General features: G+C 70.4%; 24 protein-coding genes and 1 other RNA gene. 21 read left to right on the top strand and 4 right to left on the bottom strand.

All coding sequences use genetic code 11. The features are described from left to right. Window positions 1-48 precede the first annotated feature (48 nt). From OERS_RS06170 to ssrA, 9 genes are all read left to right on the top strand, one after another. The gene (locus OERS_RS06170; RefSeq protein ID WP_068625131.1) at window positions 49-1,242 is read left to right on the top strand and encodes a WxL protein peptidoglycan domain-containing protein; all 1,194 of its coding nucleotides are present in this window, start codon (window positions 49-51) and stop codon (window positions 1,240-1,242) included. A 76-nt stretch (window positions 1,243-1,318) separates the two neighbouring features. Then, on the top strand, window positions 1,319-2,431 hold the full coding sequence (gene prfB, locus OERS_RS06165; RefSeq protein WP_068625130.1) for a peptide chain release factor 2: 1,113 nt from the start codon (window positions 1,319-1,321) through the stop codon (window positions 2,429-2,431). Window positions 2,432-2,694: 263 nt separating this feature from the next. Next, window positions 2,695-3,555 (top strand): cell division ATP-binding protein FtsE, encoded by an 861-nt coding sequence (gene ftsE, locus OERS_RS06160; protein ID WP_082849086.1) that lies wholly within the window; start codon window positions 2,695-2,697, stop codon window positions 3,553-3,555. A 4-nt stretch (window positions 3,556-3,559) separates the two neighbouring features. Beyond that, window positions 3,560-4,471: a permease-like cell division protein FtsX gene (gene ftsX / locus OERS_RS06155; protein WP_056650434.1), complete on the top strand. Its 912-nt coding sequence runs from the start codon at window positions 3,560-3,562 to the stop codon at window positions 4,469-4,471. A gap of 1 nt (window position 4,472) precedes the next feature. Next, window positions 4,473-5,801, top strand: coding sequence for a peptidoglycan DD-metalloendopeptidase family protein (locus OERS_RS06150; protein WP_068625129.1), 1,329 nt, complete (start codon window positions 4,473-4,475; stop codon window positions 5,799-5,801). A 118-nt stretch (window positions 5,802-5,919) separates the two neighbouring features. Then, complete coding sequence (gene smpB / locus OERS_RS06145; protein ID WP_056650441.1) at window positions 5,920-6,390, top strand: SsrA-binding protein SmpB; 471 nt, start codon at window positions 5,920-5,922, stop codon at window positions 6,388-6,390. Then, complete coding sequence (locus OERS_RS06140) at window positions 6,387-8,315, top strand: DUF2207 domain-containing protein (RefSeq protein ID WP_139107717.1); 1,929 nt, start codon at window positions 6,387-6,389, stop codon at window positions 8,313-8,315. The genes smpB and OERS_RS06140 overlap by 4 nt, the downstream gene beginning before the upstream one ends. Window positions 8,316-8,458: 143 nt before the next feature. Further along, a complete protein-coding gene (locus tag OERS_RS06135; RefSeq protein ID WP_056650455.1) occupies window positions 8,459-8,872 on the top strand; it encodes a hypothetical protein in 414 nt (137 codons plus the stop codon). A 127-nt stretch (window positions 8,873-8,999) separates the two neighbouring features. Next, window positions 9,000-9,368, top strand: a transfer-messenger RNA (tmRNA) gene (gene ssrA, locus OERS_RS06130). Between the two features lie 89 nt (window positions 9,369-9,457). Here the strand turns inward: ssrA and OERS_RS06125 are convergent. From OERS_RS06125 to OERS_RS06115, 3 genes are all read right to left on the bottom strand, one after another. Next, the gene (locus OERS_RS06125) at window positions 9,458-9,844 is read right to left on the bottom strand and encodes a hypothetical protein (RefSeq protein WP_068625127.1); all 387 of its coding nucleotides are present in this window, start codon (window positions 9,842-9,844) and stop codon (window positions 9,458-9,460) included. Beyond that, a complete protein-coding gene (locus OERS_RS06120; RefSeq protein WP_068625126.1) occupies window positions 9,828-10,799 on the bottom strand; it encodes a DUF4349 domain-containing protein in 972 nt (323 codons plus the stop codon). The genes OERS_RS06125 and OERS_RS06120 overlap by 17 nt, the downstream gene beginning before the upstream one ends. 237 nt (window positions 10,800-11,036) lie before the next feature. Further along, window positions 11,037-12,083, bottom strand: a complete 1,047-nt coding sequence (locus OERS_RS06115; RefSeq protein WP_068625125.1) for an LLM class flavin-dependent oxidoreductase — start codon at window positions 12,081-12,083, stop codon at window positions 11,037-11,039. A 75-nt stretch (window positions 12,084-12,158) separates the two neighbouring features. Here OERS_RS06115 and OERS_RS06110 point away from each other — a divergent pair, with 75 nt between their 5' ends. The 9 genes from OERS_RS06110 to OERS_RS06070 all read left to right on the top strand — a co-directional run bounded on the left by OERS_RS06110 (window position 12,159) and on the right by OERS_RS06070 (window position 21,977). Then, a complete protein-coding gene (locus OERS_RS06110; RefSeq protein WP_248948400.1) occupies window positions 12,159-13,106 on the top strand; it encodes a PfkB family carbohydrate kinase in 948 nt (315 codons plus the stop codon). 178 nt (window positions 13,107-13,284) lie between these two features. Continuing rightward, window positions 13,285-14,445: an ROK family transcriptional regulator gene (locus OERS_RS06105; protein WP_068625123.1), complete on the top strand. Its 1,161-nt coding sequence runs from the start codon at window positions 13,285-13,287 to the stop codon at window positions 14,443-14,445. Between the two features lie 130 nt (window positions 14,446-14,575). Beyond that, window positions 14,576-15,865 carry an extracellular solute-binding protein gene (locus OERS_RS06100; RefSeq protein WP_082849085.1) on the top strand — a complete coding sequence of 430 codons (1,290 nt, stop codon included), beginning with the start codon at window positions 14,576-14,578 and terminating at the stop codon, window positions 15,863-15,865. 156 nt (window positions 15,866-16,021) lie between these two features. Then, window positions 16,022-16,975, top strand: a complete 954-nt coding sequence (locus tag OERS_RS06095) for a carbohydrate ABC transporter permease (RefSeq protein ID WP_068625122.1) — start codon at window positions 16,022-16,024, stop codon at window positions 16,973-16,975. Then, window positions 16,972-17,901, top strand: a complete 930-nt coding sequence (locus OERS_RS06090) for a carbohydrate ABC transporter permease (RefSeq protein WP_409365917.1) — start codon at window positions 16,972-16,974, stop codon at window positions 17,899-17,901. Before OERS_RS06095 ends, OERS_RS06090 begins: the two co-directional genes overlap by 4 nt. A gap of 1 nt (window position 17,902) precedes the next feature. Continuing rightward, entirely contained in the window at window positions 17,903-18,883 is a 981-nt protein-coding gene (locus tag OERS_RS06085) for an ROK family protein (RefSeq protein WP_322788283.1), read from the top strand. Then, window positions 18,883-19,665 carry a glucosamine-6-phosphate deaminase gene (nagB, locus tag OERS_RS06080; protein ID WP_068625121.1) on the top strand — a complete coding sequence of 261 codons (783 nt, stop codon included), beginning with the start codon at window positions 18,883-18,885 and terminating at the stop codon, window positions 19,663-19,665. Before OERS_RS06085 ends, nagB begins: the two co-directional genes overlap by 1 nt. Before the next feature lie 114 nt (window positions 19,666-19,779). Continuing rightward, window positions 19,780-20,130: a DUF3039 domain-containing protein gene (locus tag OERS_RS06075; RefSeq protein WP_068625120.1), complete on the top strand. Its 351-nt coding sequence runs from the start codon at window positions 19,780-19,782 to the stop codon at window positions 20,128-20,130. 62 nt (window positions 20,131-20,192) lie between these two features. Further along, window positions 20,193-21,977 carry a DEAD/DEAH box helicase gene (locus tag OERS_RS06070; RefSeq protein WP_056651390.1) on the top strand — a complete coding sequence of 595 codons (1,785 nt, stop codon included), beginning with the start codon at window positions 20,193-20,195 and terminating at the stop codon, window positions 21,975-21,977. A 207-nt stretch (window positions 21,978-22,184) separates the two neighbouring features. Here the strand turns inward: OERS_RS06070 and OERS_RS06065 are convergent, their stop codons facing one another. Next, entirely contained in the window at window positions 22,185-23,576 is a 1,392-nt protein-coding gene (locus OERS_RS06065; RefSeq protein ID WP_068625119.1) for a nicotinate phosphoribosyltransferase, read from the bottom strand. Window positions 23,577-23,776: 200 nt separating this feature from the next. On the opposite strand from OERS_RS06065, the gene clpS reads away from it, so the two are divergent. The 3 genes from clpS to OERS_RS21480 all read left to right on the top strand — a co-directional run bounded on the left by clpS (window position 23,777) and on the right by OERS_RS21480 (window position 24,990). Then, entirely contained in the window at window positions 23,777-24,040 is a 264-nt protein-coding gene (gene clpS / locus OERS_RS06060) for an ATP-dependent Clp protease adapter ClpS (protein WP_056651395.1), read from the top strand. Further along, on the top strand, window positions 24,040-24,699 hold the full coding sequence (locus OERS_RS06055; RefSeq protein WP_068625118.1) for a DUF2017 family protein: 660 nt from the start codon (window positions 24,040-24,042) through the stop codon (window positions 24,697-24,699). The genes clpS and OERS_RS06055 overlap by 1 nt, the downstream gene beginning before the upstream one ends. A gap of 135 nt (window positions 24,700-24,834) precedes the next feature. Further along, window positions 24,835-24,990, top strand: coding sequence for a hypothetical protein (locus OERS_RS21480; protein WP_168210118.1), 156 nt, complete (start codon window positions 24,835-24,837; stop codon window positions 24,988-24,990). The last annotated feature ends 119 nt before the right edge of the window (window positions 24,991-25,109 follow it).

Here is a 25,109-nt window from a genome sequence, read left to right as displayed (position 1 = left end):
GTGGTGAGCAAGGAAGTGCACAAGGTGTCCGGCGCAGGATCTCGGCCGGTGGTCTCTCGTCGTGCGGGCCGTCTCCGCAGGAGCGTCCTGGGGCTGGGCGCCCTGCTGCTGGCGCTGGCCGGTGGCCTCGGGGCGGCGCACGCTGACGAGAAGGATCCCGGGGAGATCCGCTTCTCGGTCACGACGGCGACGCCCGAGGGGCCGGACGAGCGTCGGATCTTCGACTTCGTCGCCGAGCCGGGGGAACAGATCCAGGATCAGGTGGCCGTCTCGAACCACGGGGCCGGACCGGTCACGTTCACGATGGTCACCAACGACGGCATCTTCACGCCCATGGGCAAGTTCGACATCCGGACCTCGGACCAGGAACCCCAGGACTCGGGCGGGTGGTTCGAGGTCCAGCCGACCGTGGACGTGCCCGCGGGGGAGACCGTGATCGTGCCGTTCACCATCACGGTCCCTGAGGGCGCTACCCCGGGCGACCACCCGGCCGGCATCGTCGCGACCGTCACGTCCGCGTCCACGGCAGCGGGTCCCGGCGTCGGCGTCGAGAGTCGCGTCGGCGTGCGAGTCAACCTGCGCGTGCCCGGGGAGGTCACGCCCTCGCTCGCGCTCACGGACGTCAAGGCGACGTACGAGCCGTCGTGGAACCCGTTCGCGCCCGGTTCGGTGCGGGTCGCGTACGGCGTGACCAACGACGGGAACCTCCGCGTCGGTGCCGAGCAGCAGGCGCACGTGTCTGGCCCGTTCGGCATCGGCGACACCACGGTCGACCGGGGGACCGAGGGCGTCGAGGAGCTGATCCCGGGGACCTCCCGCTCGACCGCGTTCGCCGTGGCGGGGATCTGGCCCGTCGGGCCCGTGACGACCGAGATCACCGTGACTCCTGTGCCCGTCAGCACGGGAGGGGCCGTGGACGTCCCGGTCGAGGCTCCGTTCGAGCCCGTCACGGTCACCGTGACGACCTGGGCGATCCCGTGGGTCCAGATCCTCCTCCTCGCCGCGGTAGCCGTCCTGGTGATCGGTCTGCGCGACAACCGCAAGCGCAAGAAGCAGCGCCTCGAGGCGCTGCTCGCCAAGGCGCGCGCCGAAGGTCGCGCGGCGGCCGGGACAGGAGACGTCGACCAGGAGCAGGGCGGTGCGACCGCCCCCGCGCCGACGGCGCCCGCGACGTCCTCGGCCGGGAGCACGGACCGCGGCGACACCGCCGCCGGACCCGACGCTCCGTCGTCGGGCGCGTGACGTGACGGGCCGCTCGGTGCCCGCTGTGGCGAGCACCGAGCCACGCCTGCCCTCGCGTCGCGTAACCTAGACGATCGTGGCCACCATCGACTTCCCGCACGAGATCCGCGCCCTCCGTTCGACGCTCGGCACCATCAGCGCCGTGAGCAACCCGGACGCGCTGCGCGTCCAGATCGCGGAGCTCTCGGACAAGGCGTCGGCCCCCGACCTGTGGGACGACCCCGACGCCGCCCAGAAGGTCACGACGGCCCTCTCCCAGACGCAGTCCGAGCTCGACCGCATCACGAACATGGGTGACCGGATCGACGACCTCGAGACGCTCGTCGAGATGGCGACCGAGGACAACGGTGATCCCGAGACGCTCGCCGAGGCGGCCTCGGAGCTCGAGCAGATCCGTACGGACCTGGGCGTGCTCGAGGTCAAGACCCTGCTCACGGGCGAGTACGACGCCCGCGAGGCCGTCGTGACGATCCGTGCGGGGGCAGGCGGCGTGGACGCGGCCGACTTCGCCGAGATGCTCATGCGCATGTACCTGCGCTGGGCCGAGCGCCACGGCTACCCGACCCAGGTCCTCGACACGTCCTACGCGGAGGAGGCGGGGCTCAAGTCCGCGACCTTCGAGGTCAAGGCCCCCTACGCGTTCGGCAACCTGTCGGTCGAGGCCGGCACGCACCGCCTGGTGCGCATCTCGCCGTTCGACAACCAGGGACGTCGTCAGACGTCGTTCGCCGCGGTCGAGGTCATCCCGCTCATCGAGCAGACGGACTCGGTCGAGATCCCCGAGTCGGAGATCAAGGTCGACGTCTTCCGCTCGTCGGGCCCGGGCGGCCAGTCCGTCAACACGACCGACTCGGCCGTGCGCATGACCCACATCCCCACCGGGATCGTCGTGTCCATGCAGAACGAGAAGTCGCAGATCCAGAACCGCGCCGCGGCGTTGCGCGTCCTCCAGTCGCGCCTGCTGCTCCAGCGCCAGGCCGAGGAGAGCGCGGCCAAGAAGGCCATGGCCGGCGACATCAAGGCGAGCTGGGGCGACCAGATGCGCTCGTACGTGCTGCACCCGTACCAGATGGTCAAGGACCTGCGCACCGAGTACGAGGTCGGCAACACCTCGGGTGTGTTCGACGGGGACATCGACGGCTTCATCGAGGCCGGCATCCGCTGGCGGCGGGGCGCCGAGCAGGCCTGACGCCACGCGCCGGGGCGGGCCGGGCCGGGGCGCCCGGCCAAGGCCTGCCCCGGCGTGGCGGTGCACAGTGCCCTGGCCCGCCCCCGGCAGGGCCCGGGCGCCCGATCCCGCGCCGGACCCACCGCGGGCCGCCACGATCGTGAACCCTGCCCGATCCGGGCGAGCCCGGCGTGTCAGCGGTGTCAGCCCTGCGGGGCGTGCCTACTCTCGTGGGCGACCAGCGAACGAATTCGCTTCCCCCACCGAGAGACTGGTCAACTGCTGTGATCCGATTTGAGAACGTCTCGAAGGTCTACGCCCGCGGCGCCAGGCCTGCCCTGGACGACATGTCCGCAGAGATCGAGCGCGGCGAGTTCGTCTTCCTGGTCGGTGCGTCCGGCTCCGGGAAGTCGACGTGCCTGCGCCTGGTGCTGCGCGAGGAACGGCCCACGCGGGGCAAGGTGTTCGTCGCGGGCCGTGACCTCTCGACCCTGTCGAGCTGGAAGGTCCCGTCGCTGCGTCGACAGATCGGCGTCGTCTTCCAGGACTTCCGCCTGCTCCAGAACAAGACCGTCTTCGAGAACGTCGCGTTCGCGCTGCAGGTGACAGGCAAGCCGCGCCACACGATCGCCGTGACCGTCCCCGAGGTCCTCGAGATGGTCGGCCTGCAGGGCAAGGAGAAGCGGCGCCCGCACGAGCTCTCGGGCGGCGAGCAGCAGCGTGTCGCGATCGCGCGAGCCTTCGTCAACCGTCCCTCGATCCTGCTCGCCGACGAGCCGACCGGGAACCTGGACCCGAACACCTCGCTCGGGATCATGAACCTGCTCTCGCGCATCAACGGCACGGGGACCACCGTCGTCATGGCGACGCACGACTCGGGGTTCGTCAACCAGATGCGTCAACGAGTGATCGAGCTCGCCTCGGGGGTCGTGGTCCGGGACCAGAAGGACGGCGTGTACGGCGCCGGCGTACCGCTGTCCGACGACGACGCCCTGCGCGAGCCGTCGGGTCACCTCGCGGGGAGGGCGGGATCGCACCTCGGCCCGCGCACGACGACGCTCGTCGCCCCGGGCGAGGGCGTCACCGAGCGGCCCGGCGAACCTGAACCAGAACCCGCGCAGTCCTCCGCCCGAGGGGAGTGGTAGCCCGGTGCGCGCTCAGTTCATCCTCGCCGAGATCGGGTCCGGTCTGCGTCGCAACCTGGCGATGACGATCTCGGTCGTCCTCGTGACCTTCGTGTCCTTGACCTTCGTGGGCGCCTCGGCGCTGCTCCAGATCCAGATCGACAAGCTCAAGGACGACTGGTACGACCGGGTCGAGGTCTCGGTCTTCCTGTGCCCGATCGACTCGCCCAACCCGACCTGCGCCGGGGGCGAGGCGTCGCCCGAGCAGATCGAGGCGCTCGAGGGAGTGTTCGCGGGCGAGCTCGGCGACGAGGTCGAGACGGTGTTCTTCGAGACCAAGGAGGAGGCGTTCGCCGCCTTCCAGGAGCGGTTCCCCGACGGGTTCAACGGCACCCAGCTCACGGTGGACGACATGCAGGCCTCGTTCCGGCTCAAGCTCACCAACCCCGAGAACTACGAGGTCGTCAACGACGTCGTCACGGGGCGGCCGGGGGTCGAGGACGTCGAGGACCAGCGACGCATCTTCGACTCGCTCTTCCTCGCGCTCAACCGTGCCTCGCTCATGTCGGGCGGGCTGGCGGTCGTGATGATGCTCGCCGCGGTGCTCCTCATCACGACGACGATCCGGTTGTCGGCCATGAGCCGGCAGCGCGAGACCGAGATCATGAAGCTCGTCGGGGCCTCCAAGCTCTTCATCCAGCTGCCGTTCATCCTGGAGGGGGCCATCGCCGCGGTCACGGGTGCGCTCCTCGCCGTCGGTGGCCTCTGGCTGGGGGTCAAGTACCTGGTCACCGACTGGTTGCAGAGCTCCGTCAGCTGGATCGCATACATCTCCGAGACGGACGTGCTCCGCATCGCGCCGCTCTTGATCCTGATCGCATTCGTCCTGGCGGCCATCTCCTCGGTCGTCACGCTCAGCCGCTACACGAGGGTGTGACATGTCCCAGCTGACCCGACGTCTCGCTGCCGCGGGAACCGCTCTGATCCTTCTCCTCGGGACGGCGGTCGTCGCGACCGCCGACGACCTGGACGACCAACGGGCAGCGGCCGAGCGTCGTCAGTCCCAGGCGCAGCAGGACCGCGAGGGCCTCGAGTCGCAGCTCGAGGGCACCGACGCCGAGCTCGCGCAGGCGATCCTCGACCTGCAGACCATCGAGGCGCGCCTTCCCGTGGCGCAGGCCGAGCTCGACCAGGCCGAGGCCGAGCTCGAGCGCACGCAGCGCGAGGCCGCGCAGCTCGCGGTCAGGCTCCAGGACGCGCAGGTCGAGGAAGCGTCCATCAGCGAGGAGATCCAGGAGTCCGCGGGCAAGGTGAGCACCGCGAAGTCGAGCATCGCCGAGATGGCCCGGCAGGCGTACCGGGGGCAGGGCGAGGTGAGCGGGCTGGGGATCGTCACGGGGGCGCAGAGCACCGACGACTTCATCGAGCAGTACGCGATGTCGTCGACCGCCGCAAGGACGCAGGCCCGCACCCTGACGGACCTCCAGGAGGCCGAGTCGATCGCGCGCAACCGCGAGGCCCGCCTGACGGCGATCCGCGAGACCATCGCCGACCTCAAGGTGCAGGCCGACCAGAACGTCGTCGCGGCCGACGCTGCCCGCAAGGCCGCAGCCGACCGGAAGGCCGAGATCGAGGGCCTGATCGTCGAGCAGCAGGCCAAGCAGGCCACGATCGAGTCGCGCAAGGAGGCGGCTCTCGCGCAGATCGCGGCCAACGAGAAGGCGCAGGCCGATCTCACGACCGAGCTCAAGGGCATCATCGCCGCGCAGACCGAGCGCGACCGCAAGGCCGCCGAGGAGGCGGCCAAGCAGCCCCCGCCCGCGACCGGCGGTGGCGGTGGCGGTGGCGGCGGCGGCGCGTCGACCGGCAAGTTCCTCGCCTACCCGACCGCGGTCCCGCACGTCACGTCCAAGTACGGGATGCGGCACCACCCCTTCCTTCCCGGGGTCTACCGCCTGCACGCCGGGACGGACCTGCGCGCCTACTGCGGTACCCCGATCTACGCGGCCGCAGGGGGAACGGTCCTGTTCGCCCGCAACTACGGGGGGCTCGGCAACCAGGTCATGATCAACCACGGCACGGTTGGTGGGGCCAACCTCATGACGAGCTACAACCACCTGTCCCGCTTCGCGGTCTCGCCCGGACAGAGCGTCGCGCAAGGGACCCTCATCGGGTACTCCGGCACGACGGGGACGAGCCAGGTCTGCCACCTGCACTTCGAGGTGTACGTCAACGGCAGCACGGTGGACCCGCAGACCATGCTCTGAGGTATTCACCTTCAGGTCGGGGGCAGGTTTCGCGTAGCCTGGGACGTCGCGCCGCACGGCGCGGGCGGGTCCTTCCTGGGCCCCTACCCAGAGCACGAGCAGATCGGACGACGTACCCATGGCGAAGGAGACTGGCCGCAAGATCATCGCCAGCAACCGCAAGGCCCGCCATGACTACCTCATCCTGGACGTGCTCGAGGCGGGACTGGTGCTGAGCGGCACCGAGGTCAAGGCGCTGCGGCAGGGCCGGGCGTCGCTGCTCGACGGCTACGTCGCGGTCGACGGCGGTGAGGCGTGGCTCGAGAACGTCCACATCCAGGAGTACTCGCAGGGCACGTGGAACAACCACGCCCCGCGGCGCAAGCGCAAGCTCCTGCTGCACAAGGACGAGATCCTGCGTCTCGAGGCCAAGCTGCGCGAGAAGGGATACACGATCGTCCCCCTCGCCCTCTACTTCCTCGACGGCCGGGCCAAGGTCGAGATCGCCCTCGCGCAGGGCAAGCGGGAGTACGACAAGCGTCAGGCGCTGCGAGAGCAGCAGGACAACCGTGAGGCACAGCGCGCCATGCGCCACCGGCAGAACCGGTGACCCGGGTGCGCGCGGCGCGCGCCGCCGTCGGGCCGGGGATGCCGGCGAGCGCTGCCGCACGCGCACGGCTCCTGGCCCTCGCGGTCATCGTGGCCGCACTGTGCGGCCTGGTCCTCGCCCCCGTCGCCGCCGCAGACGTCTCGGACCGCGCAGTGACCCGGTACGACGTCGCGGCCGAGGTCGAGCGGGACGGCACCATGGGTGTGTCGATCGACATGGACTACGACTTCCGGGGGGACGAGGGGCACGGGCCCACGCTCGTGATCCCCACGCTTTTCGAGATCGACGGCGACCCGGACCACCTTCGCCGCTACGAGGTGTCGGACGTCCGGGCGTCGAGCGACTCGGGGGCGGCGGCCGACGTCGAGGTCGAGGACCAGGGCGGGGGAGTCCTTCTGGTGCGGGTCGGGTCCGCCGACCGTACGTTCGACGGGCTCGAGCAGTACACGATCACCTACACGCTGCGCGGTCTCGTGAACCCTGGCGTCGGCGCGGAGGGCCAGGACGAGATCTACTGGAACGTCCTGCCGGACACGTCCGAGATCGACATCGAGAACGCGAGCGTGACCCTCGACGGCCCCGGGGACGTGTCGCGCACGAGCTGCTTCGCCGGGCCCGGAGGGTCGAGCGACCCGTGCACCGCGCACTCCGCAGCCGGGACCGTCGCGACCTTCACCCAGGCCGGAGTGCCGGCCGGGACCTTCTTCACGGTCCTTGCCGAGTACCCGGCGGGAACCTTCGAGGGCGCCGAGCCCGTCGTGGTCGACCGCGCCCAGGCCACGGGCGAGCGTCCGTTCGAGGTGACCCCGGTGTCGGGTGGGCTGACCGCGCTGATCCTCGGCGGTGGCGCGTGGTTCATGGTGCACCGCGTCCGGCAGCGCGGACGGGACGAGCAGTACCTGGGGCTGGTCCCGGGCACGGTTCCCGGTGCGGGCGACGACGCTCGCGTGGGCCCACGCGACCGTCGGCTTCCCGTCGCCGTCCAGTTCACGCCGCCGCCCGCGAGCCGGCCCGGTGAGATCGGGACGCTCGTCGACGAACGGGCCGACCCCCACGACGTGACCGCGACGATCGTCGACCTCGCGGTCCGCGGGCACCTGCAGATCGTCGAGGTCGAGGCACCGAGCAAGCGTGGCAAGGGCGGCGACTGGCGTCTGGACCGGCTCGTCGGCCCGGACGAGGAGCTGCTCGGCTTCGAGCGCACGCTCCTGGACAAGATCTTCGCGGGGCGGGAGAGCGTGACGCTCTCGGACCTCCGCACGACGTTCGCTGCCTCGATGGCCCTCGTGCAGTCCGAGCTCTACGCCGAGGTCACGCGACGGGGCTGGTTCCGCGCCAACCCGAGGTCCGTGCGCAACCACTGGCTCCTCGCGGGCGTGGTGCTGCTCGTGGGAGGAGTCGTCCTCGCACTGGTGCTCGGGGCGGTCTTCGGCTCGACGTGGGCCCTCGTCGCGGCCCCCGTGGCGGTGCTCGGTGTGCTGGCGCTCGTCCTGTGCGAGAAGGCGCCCGCCCGGACGGCCGAGGGGACCGCGGTGCTCACGCAGACGCTCGGCTTCCGGCGCTACCTGGAGACCGCGGAGGCCGGGCAGCTCCGCTTCGAGGAGGGCGAGGACGTGTTCTCGCGCTACCTGCCGTACGCGATCGTGTTCGGTGTCGCAGACCGGTGGGCCGGGATCTTCGCGCGGCTCGCGGCGCAGGGGCAGTCCGTGGCCGAACCCACCTGGTACGTCGGCCCCGGCTACGGGCCGGGGATGTTCTGGGTCGGGTACTCGTCGTTCGGGTCGTCGCTGACCGCCTTCTCGGACGCGGCCACGACGTCGATCTCGGCCGCGACGCCCAGCTCCTCGGGTGACTCCGGCTTCTCGAGCGGTGGCGGGTTCTCGGGTGGCGGCGGTGGTGGGGGCGGAGGCGTGGGCGGCTGGTGACGACCGCGTCCCAGGGCGGGGCGTGAGGCCCGGTCGACACGCGGGTGAGGACGTGTCGGGGGACACGCCGCGTGGGGATGCATCCTCCTGCCCGACGACGTAGCGTCGCAGGGTAGTCGACGTCACCCTGCCGAGGAGGCCCCATGGTCAAGCTCCGTCAGTACATCCCGCGCGTCGCCGCGGGTGCGTTCATCCTCAACTCCGGGCTCAACAAGAGGAACGCCGACGAGGCGACCGCACAGGGGATCCACGGCATGGCCGCGGGGACGTTCCCGTTCCTCGAGGACCAGGACCCCGTGCAGTTCACCCGGACGCTGTCCACGACCGAGATCTCGCTGGGTACCGCGCTGCTCGTGCCCTTCGTCCCGACCGGCGTGGTCGCGCTCGGCCTCGGGGCCTTCTCCGCAGGTCTGGTCGCGATGTACCTCAAGACGCCGGGGATGACCGAGTCGGACGGGATCCGCCCCACGCCGCAGGGGATCGGGCTCGCGAAGGACGTGTTCCTGCTGGGCATCGCGGGTGGTCTGCTGGTCGACGCGCTGAGCCGCAAGAAGTAGCCACGGAAATAGGTTCGCCCGCGGTGGTGTTGATCCCGTAGGCTGGTACCACTGACTCGGTGACGCACCGGACGGACGCCTCGGCGGACGGACGGGACGGAGCCGGTCGGTGATTGACAACTGCACAGGGGGTGATCGGTTTCGACGGTGGTCGTGCTTCGAGGAGAAGCGGGCCGAGGATGCAGACTTATCTCGTAAACGACGTCTGCAAACCAATAGGTGCCGATTCCAAGCGCACCGACTTCGCACTCGCCGCCTGAGCGAGTCTTCGAAGTCCGTCAGCCCGGGGTTGCTCTCGCCCCGGTTCCTGGCGTCAGCTAGAGAGCCACTGCTTACGACGCTCGTCATTGGCGGCGTAGGGACTCTTAGATGACTGAGCCCGTCAGCACCTTGTCTGTGTGAGTGCTGGGGCCGAGAAAATCAACAGCAGACTGCGCCCGGAGAAGACCTGGATTTGCGTCACCGGACCGGGGTTCGATTCCCCGCACCTCCACCACGTCGCCCTCGGGCGGCGCATCACCCCAGTTGTCACTGCGAAGGGGCCGCCCGTCGGGCGGCCCCTTCGTCGTGTCCGTGGTGCTTGCCCTACCAGCCGTTGGCCGACCAGGCGGCGTCGGCGTCGGAGCCGTCGAGCCACTCGATGCGCAGCGTCTGCTCGTCGAGCTCGAGGAGTCCGGCCTCCCAGGCGTCGGTCTCGTGCCCCCGCAGGAGGTCCACGCACCGGTCCTGGTCGTCGCTGAAGGTGTCCGGGCGCGCCGGGTCGTCGAAGTGGACCCTCCACTGGAGGCGTTCCTCGGGATTGACGTACGTCGGGAACGAGTGGGGCCCCACGGTCTCCCAGTGCGTGCAGACCCGGGTGACGAGGTGCCCGACCGGGCCGTCGGCGTCGTGCAGGCGCCCGATCCGGCGCCGGTACGTCTCGAGCCGGACGGGTCCCTGTCCGGGCCTCGACGCGTCATCCACGGCGGTCACCGGCCTCGACGAGCGGCTTGCTCTCGTGGGGCGAGTCGCCGGGCCCGGCGTCAGGGCCGGAGAGGGGCGCGCGTCCGGTGTCGGTGGGGCTCCCCCCTGCCCGACGACGTCGCGTGCGACGGACGACGATCCTCACCACGAGCGCGACGAGGGCCGCGACGGCGATCCAGGGGAGCAGTACCCCGAGGACGACCACGAGCCCGTCGATCGTCTTCAGGAGTGCGCTCCAGCCGCGGTCCAGACCTCCCAGGAACCCGGCGGGCCGGATCGTCGCGGCGGGGGCCTCGGCGACGACCTGTACGTGGAGGGTCGACATGTCCACCCTGTCGGTGAGCGAGGCGCGCTGCGACTGGAGGCTCTCGAGCTCGGCCTGGCGCGCGGTGAGCTCCTTCTCCGCGGCCAGGAGGTCGGCCGTGGTCGCCGCCTGCCCCATGAGGGTCTCGAGACGCGCGACGGACGTCCCGAGGGCCTGGACCCGCGCGTCGAGGTCGATGGCTGTCGCCGTGACGTCCTCGGCGTCGAGGGAGACGTCCTGCACCTCACCCACGCCGTCGAGCGCGTCGACGGTGGCCGTGACCTGGGCCGCGGGCACGCGGACCGTGATCTGTCCGGAGGCGTCGGAGCCGTCCTGCGCCGAGTGCTCGGACCGGCTCTCGACCCGGCCGCCTGACGACTCGACGAGCTCGGCGATCGCCTGCACGGCCGCGCGTGGCTCGTCGGTGACCACGGTCAGGCTGCCGGTCGTGATGACCTCGCGAAGATCCCCTTCGACAGCGCCGTCGAGCCGGATCCCGGCTGCCTCGGCGGGCGCCTCCGCTGCGACGTCGGCCGCGCTGTCGGCGCCCGCGGAGCCCGAGAAGGACTCGTCGCTCCCTGATCCGGTGCAACCGGTGAGCAGCAGGACGGCCAGGAGAGCGGTCCCGAGGACGCCCGACGTGCGAGTGGAGGTGCGCATGCGACGACACTAGGCGCGGGTTCGCCCGGAGGGTGGGGGTTCGGGCAGATCGTGACCGTGTTGTGAACTGGCCGTCACCGCACCGTCACCGGGCCTCGCACGTCGACCCGTGCCGGGTCCGGCACGTCCGGGGACGCCCCGGACCTGCGGGAACGCTCCCATCCGAGAGGTTCCGGCGTCGGGCGGCCGCTGCCGGCGGTCGAGCCAGGTGCGGCTGCGTGGAGCGGGCCGGTCGACCTAGCCGAGCGCGGCCCGCACGCGAGGGGCGACCTCGGTCCCGAGGAGCTCGATCGCCCGCAGCGACTCCTTCTGCGGAACTCCGGAGAGGTCCATCTGGAAGATCTGACGGTCGTGCCCGAGGGCACCGTGCAGCTCGACGATGCGGTCGGCGATCTCCTCGGGCGACCCGATGAAGTAGGCGCCTCCGCGTGCTGCGGTGGCGTCGTAGGAGATCCGGTTGGGCATCGGGAAGCCGCGCTCGGCCGAGATCTTCTTCATGTTCTGCAGGTAGTACGGGTAGAAGAAGTCCCTGGCCTGCTTGCCGTCGTCGGCGAGGAAGCCCATGGTCGACACCGAGACCTCGAGCGAGGCGGCGTCGTGGCCCGACTGCGCGGCGGCCCGCCGGTAGAGGTCCACGAGGGGCGCGAACTGGGCGGGCTTGCCGCCGATGATCGCGTAGTTGATCGGGAGGCCGAGCACGCCCGCGCGCACGGAGGACTGCGGGTTGCCGCCCGTGGCGATCGCGATGTCGAGGTGCTCGCCGCGACCGGGCTTGTCGAACGGCCGGGGGAGGATCACGGCCTCGTCGAGCGCGGGCCGGAATCGGCCCGACCACGTGACGGGGTTGCCTTCGTCGATCAGGCGAAGGAGGACGATCTTCTCGTCGTAGAGCGCGTCGTAGTCGTCGAGGTCCGCGCCGTAGAGGGGATAGGACTCGATGAACGAGCCGCGCCCTGCGAGGAGCTCGACGCGGCCGCCCGAGAACTGGTCCATGGTCGCGAACTGCTGGTAGACGCGCACGGGGTCCTCGGTCGAGAGGACCGTCACGGCGCTCCCCACCGTGATCTGCTCGGTCTGTGCGAGAGCCGCGGAGATCATGGTCGCAGGGGACGAGATCGCGTAGTCGGAGCGGTGGTGCTCGCCGATTCCGGCGTAGTCGAGGCCGACCTCGTCGGCGACGCGGATCCGCTCGAAGACGTCGCGCAAGCGCTGGGAGACCGGCATCTGCTCGCCGGTGGTCGGGTCGGGGGCGTTGTCGCCGAAGGTGTAGAAGCCAAGTCGCATGTGTATGCAAACGCATGGAGCGGCGCCTTATTCCCTGGACGTCCTGTTCCCGGAGAGATGGGGAAGGATGGGGGCGTGCTCATCTGCTGCGGTCTCGTGACCCTCGACCTGACCCAGGTGGTCCACGCGCTCCCGGGACCGAACGAGAAGGTCGTGGCGCTCTCTCAGAGCGCGACCTTCGGCGGCCCGGCGGCCAACGCGGCGGCGACGGCCGCTGCGCTCGGCGTCCCGGCCCGGCTGGTGACCGCGGTGGGCTCCGGGGTGCTCGCGGACGTCGTGCGGTCGGAGGTCGCTGCTGCGGGGGTCGAGCTGGTCGAGCCGGTCAGCGGTGACCGTGCAGAGGGCGGCGTCCCGCCGGACGGGACGAGCGGCCCGGCGGTGTCCACGGTGCTCGTGACCGCGGGGACCGGAGAGCGGGCCGTCGTGAGCACGAACGCGGTGAACCGGCCGGCGGCCCTGCCGGACGGGTCGCTGCTCGACCGTGTGTTCGGGCCCCGGCCGAAGGGCCGTGACGAGGGAGAGGTCCGCGACCGGGAGCGGGACGTCCTGCTCCTCGACGGGCACCACCCGGCGCTCGCCTCGGCGGCGGCGCGACGAGCGCGAGCCGCTGGGTACGTCGTCGTCCTCGACGGCGGGTCGTGGAAGGACGGGACGGACGATCTCCTTCCGCTGTGCGACGCGGTCGTGCTCTCGGAGGACTTCCGTGTCCCGGGCGTGCCCGTGGGCCGGGTGCTCGACGCGGTCGCAGAGCTCGGCCCGTCGTTCGTCGCACGCTCGCGCGGGGCGAGGCCGCTCGAGCTGCTCGACACGGGCGCCAGGTCGTCCGTCCACGTCCCGGTGGTCCACGAGGTCGTCGACACCCTGGGGGCGGGAGACGTGCTGCACGGTGCGTTCGCCGCCGGAGTGGCCCTCGGGGGGCCGTGGACGCGCGCGCTCGAGGAGGCGGCCGTGGTCGCCTCGCGTTCCGTGACCTTTCCCGGCGCCCGGGGGTGGATCCGCCAGAGTGGCGCGTCAAGCCGCTGACCAGCGACGACGCACTGCGTGCTCGGGACGTGACGACCAGGCGGCGCGTGCCCCCGAGGTGGCGTCGAGCCGCAGGCTCACGCCGCATATCGCGGGAGTGTGAACGAAGTACAACGGTTTGGACACGACGCGCTGAACGGGTTGACATGCGCTTAGTAAAGGAGGTCTACTAACAAACATGACAACGGCAGTCACGAGAAGTGCAGCAGCACGGAGAGGTCTGAGCACAGGCCTCCGACCCACCTCCAAGGTGCTCCCCGAGCACGCTCGTGCGCACAACCGGTCGTTGGTCCTCCAGCACCTGTTCCACGAGGGGCCCACCTCGCGTGCGGACCTGGCTCGCGCCACCTCGCTGACGAGGGTGACCATCTCCGACCTGGTCTCGGTGCTCATCGCCGAGGGTCTGGTCGAGGAGCTCGGGATCCGTCCCGGACAGCGCGTGGGCAAGCCCGCGATCCTCATCGGGATGCGGACGAGCGCGTACCAGATCGTCTCGGTCGACCTGACGGACGACGCGCTCATGCGCGGTGCGGTCATGTCGCTCACGGGCGACTTCGTGGTCCGCCAGAGCCTCGCGATCGAGGGCCGTGCCGGCACCGAGCTGGTGGACCTCCTCACACGCTTCTGCCGCGGGCTCATCGCCGTCGCGACGCGCCCCGTCCTCGGCGTGGGCATCGGTTCACCGGGAGTGGTCGACACCGCCGGTCGCGTCATCGAGGCTCCGAACCGTCGCTGGTACGACGTGCCGCTCGCCGAGCAGCTCGCCGAAGGTCTTGCCCTTCCCGTCCACGTCGCGAACGACGCGAACATCGCCGCGCTCGGAGAGTTCACCTTCGGCGGCGCGGACGGCACCGGGCTCATGGTCCTCACGGTCGGTGAGGGCGTCGGGGCCGGGATCATGCTCGACGGCTCCAGGGTTCGCGGCGCGGTCGACGCGGCCGGCGAGCTGGGGCACGTCACCGTCGTCGACGACGGACTGCCCTGTGCCTGCGGGCGCACGGGCTGCCTCGAGACCATCCTCTCCGTGCCGGCGCTCCGCCGTGCCGTCGAGGGACTCGACAAAGAAGCTTCCGATGCCGTCCTGGCGTCGGTCGGCAGGCTCTTGGGCATCGCCCTCGCTCCTGTTGTCTCAGCGCTCAACCTCGGCGAGATCCTCATCAGCGGTCCCGCGGACCTGCTCGACGGTCCTCTCCGTGATGCGGCGATCGACACCATCAACGCTCGGACCATGCCGGCGATCAACGCCGGTCTCGAGCTCCGGATGGCTTCGCTCGACGAGGACGTCGTCCTCGCGGGGGCAGCCGTCCTCATCCTGTCCGGCCAGCTGGGCGTCTCGTGAGCTCGACTCACGGCCGTCGGGCTGACCCGGGTCTGCAGTAATCCCAGTAGCAGTACCGCAGTACCTCCCGTATCACCTCAGGTGGTGTCATCGACGCCGCCACTTCGAATTACCGAGAGGAAGTACCCCAGTGAAGAGGAACCGCCTCGTCGCCACCACGGTGGCTTCGACGATCACCCTGGCGCTCGCGCTGACCGCCTGCAGCTCCGGCGACTCCGGCTCCGGCGACGGCGCCTCGGGCGACGCCGCAAAGTCGGGCGACCTCCGCGTCTGGCTCGTCGGCACCGACACGCCCGCGGACGCTCGCGAGTACCTCAAGACGACCTTCGAGAAGGAGAACCCCGGTTCTACCCTCACGATCGAGGAGCAGTCCTGGACCGGTCTGGTCGACAAGCTCACGACCTCGCTCGCCAGCTCGGACAGCCCCGACATCGTCGAGGTCGGGAACACGCAGGCGCCCGGCTTCACGTCGGCCGGCTTCTTCCTCGACCTGACGGACAAGTACGAGGACCTCGGCGGCGACGACATGCTCAAGGCATTCGTCGACTCGGGCTCGTACGACGGCAAGTTCTACGCCGCCCCGTACTACTCCGGTTCCCGTGCGGTCTTCTACTCGGAGCAGATCGTCGGTGACACCCCTGTCCCGACCACGCTCGACGAGTACATCGCCAACGGCAAGGCGCTGACGACCGACACCCGTTCCGGGATCTACTGGCCTGGCCAGGACTGGTACAACGCCCTGCCCTACGTCTGGGAGAACGGCGGCTTCATCGCCGAGGAGAAGGACGGCAAGTGGGAGGCCGGCTTCTCCTCCGAGGGCGGCATCAAGGGCCTCGAGCAGGTCCAGGACGTCATGACCAACGCGTCGCGTGCGCCGAAGGACGGTCAGGAGACCGACCAGCAGGTCCCGTTCTGCGAGGGCAACATCGGCTACCTCTCGGCTCTGACCTGGGTCCAGTGGTCCATCAAGGCCGAGGAGACCGCTGAGGCTCCGGGCTGCGCGACGACCTACGGCTCGGACCTGCGCGCCTTCGCCCTCCCGGGCAAGGAGGCCGGTACGCCGGCAAAGGTCCTCGCCGGTGGCTCGAACTTCGCCGTCGCGGCGAAGTCGAAGAACCCCGAGCTCGCGCTCAAGGCGTACGAGATCATGCTCAGCGACGGCTACCAGGGCATCCTGGCCGAGAACGGCCTGATCCCCGCGAAGCGCTCGCAGGCGAAGTTCCTCCCCGAGGGCGAGGTCATCGAGGCCGGTGCCGCTGCTGCAGCCACGGCTCAGAGCGTCCCGGTGTCGCCGAAGTGGGCCGACGTCGAGGCGCAGCGCTTCCTCCAGGACGCGTTCGTCCAGATCGCGCAGGGCGGCGACGTCAAGGCGATCGCCGCGAAGCTTGACGAGCAGATCGAGTCCACGCTCAACGGCTGATCCTCAGGTTGCTCTCCTGTGAGGGAGAGCGACCCGCCAGGTGTCGCAGGGGTGGGGGTTCCACGGAGCCCCCACCCCTCGGCATGTGGGTATCCCGTACCACCTGTATCCGCACGGTCCTGCTCGAACCGTGCAGCCCCTCGACGGAGTGAGAAAATGAGCTCATCCACCCTCGAGTCGTCCCCAGCGGTCGAGCTGAAGGACACTCTCAAGCCCCCGAAGAAGCCCTCGGCCAAGATGCCGTGGCTCTTGCTCGCACCGAGCCTCCTGGTGCTGGCGATCATGGTTGGCTACCCGCTCGTCAACCTCTTCATCATGTCGTTCCAGAAGTACGAGCGTGCCCAGCTCATGGGAGTCCCCGCCGAGTGGGTGGGGTTCCAGAACTACACGGACACGCTGACGGACCCCACGTTCTGGACGGTCCTCGCGCGCAGCTTCGCCTTCATGGTCGTCTGTGTGTTCCTGACCATGGCGATCGGCATCCTCCTCGCACTGCTGATGATGCGGCTCAACAAGTTCTTCCGCCTGCTCACGTCGATCGGGCTCTTGTTGGCCTGGGCCATGCCTGCACTCGCCGCGGTGATCGTGTGGGGCTGGATCTTCGACACCCAGTACGGCATCGTCAACAACGTCCTGACGACGATCACGGGTGACAACTGGATGGGCCACTCGTGGCTGATCAACCCGCTGATGTTCTTCCTCGTCGCGCTGGTCATCATCGTCTGGCAGAGCGTGCCGTTCGTGGCGTTCACCATGTACGCCGGTCTGACCCAGGTCCCCGGTGAGGTGCTCGAGGCAGCCTCGCTCGACGGCGCGAGCCCGGCTCAGCGCTTCCGTCTGATCATGGTCCCGTACGTACGGAGCATCATCGTCGTCCTCATCATCCTGTCGATCATCTGGGACCTGCGTGTCTTCACCCAGATCTTCGTGCTCCAGGGCATCGGCGGCATCGCCGAGAAGACCAACACCATCGGCGTGTACATCTACCAGATGGGTATGGCACAGGGGCACTACGGTGCGGCCAGCGCGATCGCGGTCATCCTGGTGTTCATCATGATGGGGATCTCGTACTACTACGTGCGCCAGACCGTCAAGGAGGAAGAGCTGTGAGCACCCTCAACCCGACCATCACCGGGGTGGCCAGCACGGCACCGAGGTCCGCGGGGAGCGGCCCGCGCAAGACCCGCGAGGGCCAGCGCAAGAAGGTGTCGAACGTCTTCTACAGCGCGATCGCCGTGGTCGTCTTCGTCTTCTCGGCGTTCCCGGTCTACTGGATGATCAACTCGTCCTTCCTGCCGACGAACATGATCCGTAGCGCGGACCTGACGTTCTTCCCCGGGTCCTCGTTCACGTGGAACAACTACCAGACGGCGATCTTCAACCAGGAGCGGGCGCCGTTCCTTCCTGCGCTGGGCAACTCGGTCATGGTCACGTTCTTCGTGCTGATCGTCTCGATGGTCCTGGCGTTCATGGCCTCGCTCGCCGTGACCCGGTTCAACTTCAAGGGCCGCAAGGCGTTCATCATCGCGATCCTCGCGGTCCAGATGATCCCGGGCGAGGCCATGATGATCTCGATCTTCCGGATCATCGACGGCTGGCAGCTCCTCAACTCGATCATCGGGTTGGGCATCGTCTACCTGTCGGGTGTCCTGCCCTTCACGATCTGGACGCTGCGCGGGTTCGTGGCCGGCGTCCCGGCCGAGCTCGAGGAGGCCGCCATGATCGACGGATGCTCGCGCTCGAAGGCGTTCTGGCGGATCACGTTCCCGCTGCTCGCACCGGGTCTCGTGGCGACCGGCGTCTTCGCCTTCATCCAGGCCTGGAACGAGTTCGTGATGGCACTGATCATCATGACGCGCCCGGAGTCCATGACGCTGCCGCTGTGGCTGCGTACGTTCCAGCAGGCCACGCAGGCCACCAACTGGGGCGGCCTGATGGCCGGCTCGGTGCTGGTCGCGATCCCGGTCGTCGTCTTCTTCCTCATCGTCCAGGGGCGGATGACCGGCGGGCTCGTCTCGGGCGCGGTGAAGGGCTGACGTGAGCGAGGTGAGCACGGCTGCCTCGTCGCTCGGCGAGGCAGCCGCACTACCGGGCGGCCATTCGGTCGGGCTGGACGTCGGCGGGACCAAGGTCCTCGGCGTCCTGCTCGGACCGGACGGAGCGATCGAGGGGTCGGTCAAGCTGCCGACCGTCCGCGGCCCGCAGGGCGTGGTCTCGAGCGCAGCCCAGGCCGTCAGGTCCTTGACGGACGCGGCGGGCCTCGCGCCCGCCGCGCTCGCGGGCCTCGGCCTGGGCGTGCCCGGGCTGGTCGACCCGGAGAGCGGATCGGTGATGCACGCGGTGAACCTCGGGATCGAGGGAGAGCCGTTCGGGCTCGCCCACGAGCTCTCGGCCCTCTTCGGCGGGATCCCGGTGGATGTGGACAACGACCTGAACGTCGCGGCGCTCGGAGCCTCGCACGCCATGGGGCCGGACGGTCAAGACCTGGCGTTCCTCGCGCTCGGGACGGGGCTCGCGGCAGGCATCGTCCTGGGCGGCCAGCTCCGACGAGGCGTGAGCGGGGCTGCTGGTGAGATCGGACACATACCCATCAATCCCGAGGGTCCGCTGTGCGCGTGCGGACAACGGGGCTGTGTCGAGACCTATGCTTCGGGGACCGCGCTCAGCGCGCGGTGGCCCTCGAGGTTCGGTCGCCCGGCCCCCGCGGAGCTCTTCGAGGCGGCAGCGGCCGGAGACTCGGAAGCGCTGAGGATCAGGGACGAGTTCGCTGCCGCGGTGGCGAGCGCGGTTCGCATCCTCGAGCTGACGGTCGACGTCCGGCACGTCGTCCTCGGGGGAGGGGTCACCGGTCTCGGCCAGCCTCTCCTCGACGTGGTGCGCAGCGCGCTCGTCGCGCAGTCGAGCACGTCGCCGTTCTTGTCCTCCCTGGAGCTCGAGAAGCGTGTCTCTCTGGCTCCGAGTGATGTGCCCGTTGCCGCGGTGGGAGCAGCCATCGCCGGCCGTAGGAAGGTGTCCTGATGGAAGTTGTCATTGCCCCCGCCGATCAGCTCGCGGTGCTCGCCGCCGAAGCGATCGACAAGCTCGTCCGCGCGACCCCGACCGCGGTCGTGGGCCTGGCCACCGGGTCGAGCCCGTTGAAGGTGTACGACGAGCTGGTCCGGCGCCACACCGAGGAGGGGCTCTCGTTCGCGCAGGCCAAGGCCTTCATGCTCGACGAGTACGTCGGGATCGCGGAGGACCACCCCGAGCGCTACCGCAACGTGATCGAGAAGGAGATCGCCTCGCGCGTCGACTTCGCCCCCGGTGCGGTGCAGGGGCCTGACGGCAACGCCGAGGACCTGGTCGCCGCGTGCGCCGACTACGAGCGCAAGATCGTCGACGCAGGGGGCGTGGACCTGCAGATCCTCGGGATCGGCACCGACGGGCACATCGCGTTCAACGAGCCGGGATCCTCGCTCGCCTCGCGCACGCGTATCAAGACGCTGACGGCCCAGACGCGTGAGGACAACGCGCGCTTCTTCGGCGACGACCTCGCACAGGTGCCGCAGCACTGCCTCACGCAGGGGTTGGCGACGATCATGTCGGCCAAGCACCTCGTGCTCCTCGCCTCGGGCAAGGGCAAGGCCGAGGCGGTCCACCAGCTCGTCGAGGGCCCGGTGTCCGCGATGTGGCCCGCGACGATCATGCAGATGCACCCGCACGCGACCGTCCTCGTGGACGACGCCGCGGCCTCGCGCCTGCAGCTCGGCGACTACTACCGCCAGACGTTCCTCTCGAAGCCGGAGTGGCAGGGGCTCTGACCCCAGCTCTCCGAGGCCACCCCTCCGGGGAGGCCGCAGGACAACCCGCCGACCCTGGTCACGCCCCTGACCTGGGTCGGCGGGTCTCTTCTTCCCCGACGTAGACTCGAGACCATGATCGAACCCTTGACCATCCCCACCAGCGGACCCGCCGCAGGCAGCCCGGCCGGACCGGAACCGCTCGTTCCGGACAGCGACCCGAACGGCGGGACGTCGACGAGCGTCCTCGAGCGCACGGAGACCACGGCCGAGGTCGAGCCGGGGGATCACGAGCGTTTTGCGCACTACGTGCGCAAGGAGAAGATCATGCAGTCGGCTCTGTCCGGCAAGCCCGTGATCGCCCTGTGCGGCAAGGTCTGGGTCCCGGGTCGCGACCCCAAGAAGTTCCCGGTCTGCCCCACGTGCAAGGAGATCTACGACGGCCTTCGCGCCCCGCAGGACGGCGAGGGTGATTCCGGCAAGTGAGTGGACAGCCTCTCTCGAACTCGTCCGCTCGCCCGTCCTCGAACCTTCCCCCCTCGGCCCCGCTGGGGGCCTCGTCGGCTGCTGCCTCGCACCTGTCGCCCGCGTTCCCCCGCCGTGCCCCGTGGGGCACCGCCTCCAAGCTGCGCGCATGGCAGGCAGAGGCGCTCGAGACCTATCGTGCACGCGCACCGCGTGACTTCCTCGCGGTCGCGACCCCTGGCGCGGGCAAGACGACCTTCGCGCTGCGCGTCGCGACCGAGCTCCTCGAGCAGGGAGTCGTCCGGCGCGTGACGGTCGTCGCGCCCACCGAGCACCTCAAGCACCAGTGGGCCGACGCGGCCGCGCGCGTCGGGATCCGGATCGACCCGAACTTCCGCAACAGCCAGGGCCGCCATGGAGCGGGCTATGACGGTGTCGCTCTGACGTACGCCCAGGTGGCGGCCAAGCCGGCGCTCCACACGGCGCGCACCGAGGCCGAGCGGACCCTCGTCATCCTGGACGAGGTCCACCACGGCGGGGACGCGCTGTCCTGGGGAGAGGCGGTCCGGGACGCGTTCGAGCCCGCGACCAGGCGCCTGGCGCTGACCGGTACGCCGTTCCGCTCGGACACCGCGGCCATCCCGTTCGTGACGTACGAGCGTGGGGCGGACGGGATCCGGCGCTCCTCGGCGGACTACACCTACGGCTACGGCGACGCGCTGCGCGACCACGTCGTGCGCCCGGTGATCTTCCTGTCCTACTCGGGGCAGATGCGGTGGCGGACCAAGTCCGGTGACGAGGTCAGCGCGCGCCTGGGCGAGGCGCTGACCAAGGACATGACGGGTCAGGCGTGGCGGACCGCGCTGGACCCGGAGGGCGAGTGGATCCCGTCGGTCCTGGCCGCCGCGGACAAGCGCCTGACCGAGGTCCGTCGGGCGATCCCCGACGCGGGCGGCCTGGTCATCGCGACCGACCAGACCGACGCGCGTGCCTACGCAGGGCACCTCGCTCGGATCACCGGGAAGTCGCCCACGGTCGTGCTGTCCGACGACGAGGGCGCGAGCGGGCGGATCGACGAGTTCTCCGACGGCGACGCCCGCTGGATGGTGGCGGTCCGTATGGTCTCCGAGGGAGTCGACGTCCCCCGCCTTGCCGTGGGCGTGTACGCGACCTCGACCGCGACGCCGTTGTTCTTCGCCCAGGCGGTGGGGCGGTTCGTGCGTGCCCGACGCCGCGGTGAGACCGCGTCGGTCTTCCTTCCGAGCGTGCCGCACCTGCTGGCGCTCGCGAACGGCCTCGAGCTCGAGCGCGACCATGCGCTCGACCGCCCGCTCACGGCCGAGGAGCAGGGGGACATGTACAACCCCGAGGACGCGCTCATGGCAGCCGCGAACCGGGAGGACAAGGCGTCCGACGACCTCGCGGACGGCATGCAGGGCTCGTTCCAGGCGCTCGAGGCGCAGGCCTCGTTCGACCGCGTGCTGTTCGACGGGGGAGAGTTCGGGACCGAGGCCGACGTCGGGTCGGACGAGGAGCAGGACTTCCTGGGGCTGCCCGGTCTGCTGGACGCGGACCAGGTGACGAGCCTGCTGCGTCAGCGCCAGGCCGACCAGATGACCGCCCGGACCAAGAAGGCCAAGAGCTCGGAGGCCGAGCGCAGCGAGCTCGAGCACCGACGTGCTGCCGAGCTGCGCAAGGAGCTGTCCCAGCTCGTCGGCGCGTGGGCGCGCCGGAGCGGGCAGCCGCACGGCACGGTCCACACCGAGCTGCGCCGTCGGTGCGGTGGGCCCGAGGTCCCGCTCGCGACGGTCGCTCAGCTCGACGCGCGCGTGGCCGTGCTCCGCGGTTGGTTCGTGGGCAAGAAGTAGCGGTCGTCGTCGCGGCGGGGCGTGCTCCGCGACCGCAGAGGGCCCGCACGCTCGGTGAGCGTGCGGGCCCTCTGGCGTCGGAAGGGACGAGCCCGCCGACGGCGACGGGCCTGCCCGCCGACGGCGACCGACCATCTTGCCGAGAGCGACCGAGAGTCGAGGTGCCGACGAGTCTCGGACCGTCATGGCGGCACGGGCCGCATCCCGTCAGTCGAGGCGGCGCACCACGGTCGGCAGCGCGGGGTCGCCCGCGGACAGGCGTCGGGCGCCGCGAGGAAGCTCTGCCCGTGCCTCGGCGTGGCGCCGCGCCGCGTTGTGCACGCCGTACGCACCGATCCAGCGGGAGTCGACCGCGCCGTCGACGACGAGCGGGACGTGCAGGGGACGCAGGTCCTCGTCGGCGTCGGCCTCCCAGGCCGCGACGACGTCGTCGGGCCCGGTGACGAGGACCTCGGCGACGGCCCGCCCGTCGTCGCCGAACTGGCGGGCCGCGGACTTGCGACCGCCCGTGCTGGTCTTGGCGGTCGATGCCTTCGCGACCGGCTGCAGGATCCCGTCGGCGTCGGCGCGGGACACGAGCTTGTAGACCATGCCGCAGGTCGGGGCGCCCGAGCCCGTCACGAGCGAGGTGCCCACGCCGTAGGCGTCGACGGGCGCCGCCGCGAGCGCGGCGATCGCGTACTCGTCGAGGTCGGAGGTCACAGTGATCCGGGTGTTCTGGGCGCCCAGCCCGTCGAGCTGCTTGCGGACCTCGACGGCCTGGATGCCGAGGTCCCCGGAGTCGAGGCGGACGGCCCCGAGCCCGGTCCCTGCCGCGGCGATCGCGTTCTTGACGCCCTGGCGCACGTCGTAGGTGTCGACGAGGAGCGTGGTCCCCGCCCCCAGGGAGGCGACCTGGGCCGCGAAGGCCGAGGGCTCGTCGTCGTGCAGGAGCGTGAACGCGTGCGCGGCGGTGCCGATCGTCTCGATCCCGTACCGGCGCCCGGCCTCGAGGTTGGACGTCCCCGCGAAGCCAGCGACGGCCGCGGCGCGCGCCGCCGCGACGGCTGCGTGCTCGTTCGCCCGCCGCGAGCCCATCTCGAGGCAGGGGCGCTCGACGGCGGCGCTCGTCATGCGCGAGGCGGCCGAGGCGACCGCGGAGTCGTAGTTGAGGATCGAGAGCACGAGCGTCTCGAGCAGGACGGCCTCGGCGAACGTGCCCTCGACGACCATGACGGGGGACTGGGGGAAGAACACGTCGCCCTCGGCGTACCCGGTGATCGAGCCCGTGAACCGGTAGCCCGCGAGGTAGTCGAGCGTGCGCTCGTCGACCACGCCCGCCTCTCGGAGCCAGTCGAGCTCGAGGTCGGTGAACCGGAACGTCGCGAGCGACTCGAGGACGCGACCGGTCCCGGCGAGCACGCCGTAGCGGCGTCCAGCGGGCAGGCGTCGCGTGAAGACCTCGAAGAGGCAGTGCCTCTCGGCGGTGCCGTCGGCGAGCGCGGCCTGGAGCATCGTGAGCTCGTAGCGGTCCGTCAGCAGCGAGGTCTGGGCGGAGGGGGCGAACGGGGCACGGTGAGCGGCCGGGGCGCCGGTGCCCGGGCGGTCTGCGGGACTCATGTGCCCAACCTAGGGCAGAAGCGGCTCGCGGGGCGTGCGTGCCCGCACGAGCGGGCGCACGCACGTGCCGGCCGGGGCGCCGTGCACCCGCGTTCAGCGCTCCCACCTGCGCATGGACGGCGCGCGGCGGGTGGTGGGGCACCGCATAGAGTGGGGTCGTGACTGGAACGGCGACAGCGGGGCCTCGCCTCGACGAGGAGATCGACACGCGGGAGGGGCTCTCCCTCGCCGACACCTGGGTGACCCTCGTGTGGAACGACCCGGTGAATCTCATGAGCTACGTCAGCTACGTCTTCGAGAGCTACTTCGGGTACAGCCAGCAGAAGGCCAAGACGCTCATGCTCCAGGTGCACCACGAGGGCCGGGCGGTGGTCTCGTCCGGCGGGCGGGAGAAGGTCGAGGTGGACGTGCAGGCGATGCACGAGTTCGGGTTGTGGGCCACGATGCAGCGGAGCGGGGAGTAGTGCGCCCGTTCCGTCGGGCGCGCCGCGGCTACGTCGCGGAGCTGAGCGCCGCCGAGCGGCTCGTCCTCGCGCACGTCGTGGGTGACGTCGTCGAGCTGCTGCAGGAGCAGGTGGGCCCCGGGAGCGAGGAGGCCGCGCCGACCTCGGAGGCCGCGACCATCGAGGGCGTCGCTCCGCTCTCCGCGCCCCCCGAGGAGGTGCGCGCGCCCACGGACCCTGCGGTCCGCCGTCTGCTCCCCGACGCCGCTCCCGAGGACGCGGGGGTCTCGGCCGAGTTCCGCCGGTTCACCCAGGGCGACCTGGCGGCCGAGAAGTCGCAGCGGCTGCTGCTGCTCGCGGACCTCCTGCTCGCGGGGGACCCGCAGGACGCGGAGGCGCTCACGCCGCTCGTCGTCCGGCCCGACGACGCACGTCGCGTCGCGGGGGCCCTCACCGACGTCCGGGTCGTCCTGGCGGAGCGCCTCGAGCTGCGCACCGACGACCAGGTCGAGGATCTGCACGACGAGGTGCTCGCACGCGAGGCCGCTGACGTCGAGGAGGACGAGGGCGCTCCCGACGCCGCCAGGCGGTTCCTCGCGAGCGTGTTCCTCATGTCGGGCTGGCTCCAGGAGTCGCTCGTGGACCTGATGCTCGCCGAGGTCCGCCGCTCGCCCCGCTGAGTCGCGCAAACGACCTAGCATGCTTGTAGGTCACTCGCCACATTTCTGTCAAGATGCGCAGAGGGTGAAGTGGTGTCAGGATTGTCCTTGTTGAACCGGGACGTCCGCGTCCCGGCCGAGAGAAAGAGGGACAACATGCCTACGTGGCTCATCATCCTGCTCGTCGGAGTCGTGCTGCTCGTGTTCGGTGTGGCCGTCGAAGCAGCGAAGTTCCTGATCTGGCTCGGCATCATCGTGCTCGTCGTCAGCCTCGTCGTGGGGCTGATCGGACGGGGCAAGGCGAAGGTCTAGGCAGCCCGGGTCGCCGTCCTGACAGGCAGACCCGGGGCCAGGGCCGGAGGGCGCCGCACGTACGTGCGGCGCCCTCCGTCGTGCCCGGCGCCCCTTGTGTCGGTCGACACAGGGGTGCC

This window comes from Oerskovia enterophila, assembly GCF_001692445.1.
In the GTDB taxonomy this organism is placed as follows: Bacteria; Actinomycetota; Actinomycetes; order Actinomycetales; family Cellulomonadaceae; genus Oerskovia; species Oerskovia enterophila.
The sequence above is the reverse complement of the archived record's forward strand: the minus strand, read 5'-3'. Positions and strand labels throughout refer to the sequence as shown.

Bases quoted from the DNA above. Each gene is read 5' to 3' on its own strand.
- OERS_RS06150 (WP_068625129.1), top strand. From the start codon at position 4,473: ATGTCCCAGCTGACCCGACGTCTCGCTGCCGCGGGAACCGCTCTGATC.
- smpB (WP_056650441.1), top strand. From the start codon at position 5,920: ATGGCGAAGGAGACTGGCCGCAAGATCATCGCCAGCAACCGCAAGGCC.
- OERS_RS06135 (WP_056650455.1), top strand. From the start codon at position 8,459: ATGGTCAAGCTCCGTCAGTACATCCCGCGCGTCGCCGCGGGTGCGTTC.
- OERS_RS06120 (WP_068625126.1), bottom strand. From the start codon at position 10,799: ATGCGCACCTCCACTCGCACGTCGGGCGTCCTCGGGACCGCTCTCCTG.
- OERS_RS06115 (WP_068625125.1), bottom strand. From the start codon at position 12,083: ATGCGACTTGGCTTCTACACCTTCGGCGACAACGCCCCCGACCCGACC.
- OERS_RS06105 (WP_068625123.1), top strand. From the start codon at position 13,285: ATGACAACGGCAGTCACGAGAAGTGCAGCAGCACGGAGAGGTCTGAGC.
- OERS_RS06095 (WP_068625122.1), top strand. From the start codon at position 16,022: ATGAGCTCATCCACCCTCGAGTCGTCCCCAGCGGTCGAGCTGAAGGAC.
- nagB (WP_068625121.1), top strand. From the start codon at position 18,883: ATGGAAGTTGTCATTGCCCCCGCCGATCAGCTCGCGGTGCTCGCCGCC.
- OERS_RS06075 (WP_068625120.1), top strand. From the start codon at position 19,780: ATGATCGAACCCTTGACCATCCCCACCAGCGGACCCGCCGCAGGCAGC.
- OERS_RS06065 (WP_068625119.1), bottom strand. From the start codon at position 23,576: ATGAGTCCCGCAGACCGCCCGGGCACCGGCGCCCCGGCCGCTCACCGT.
- OERS_RS21480 (WP_168210118.1), top strand. From the start codon at position 24,835: ATGCCTACGTGGCTCATCATCCTGCTCGTCGGAGTCGTGCTGCTCGTG.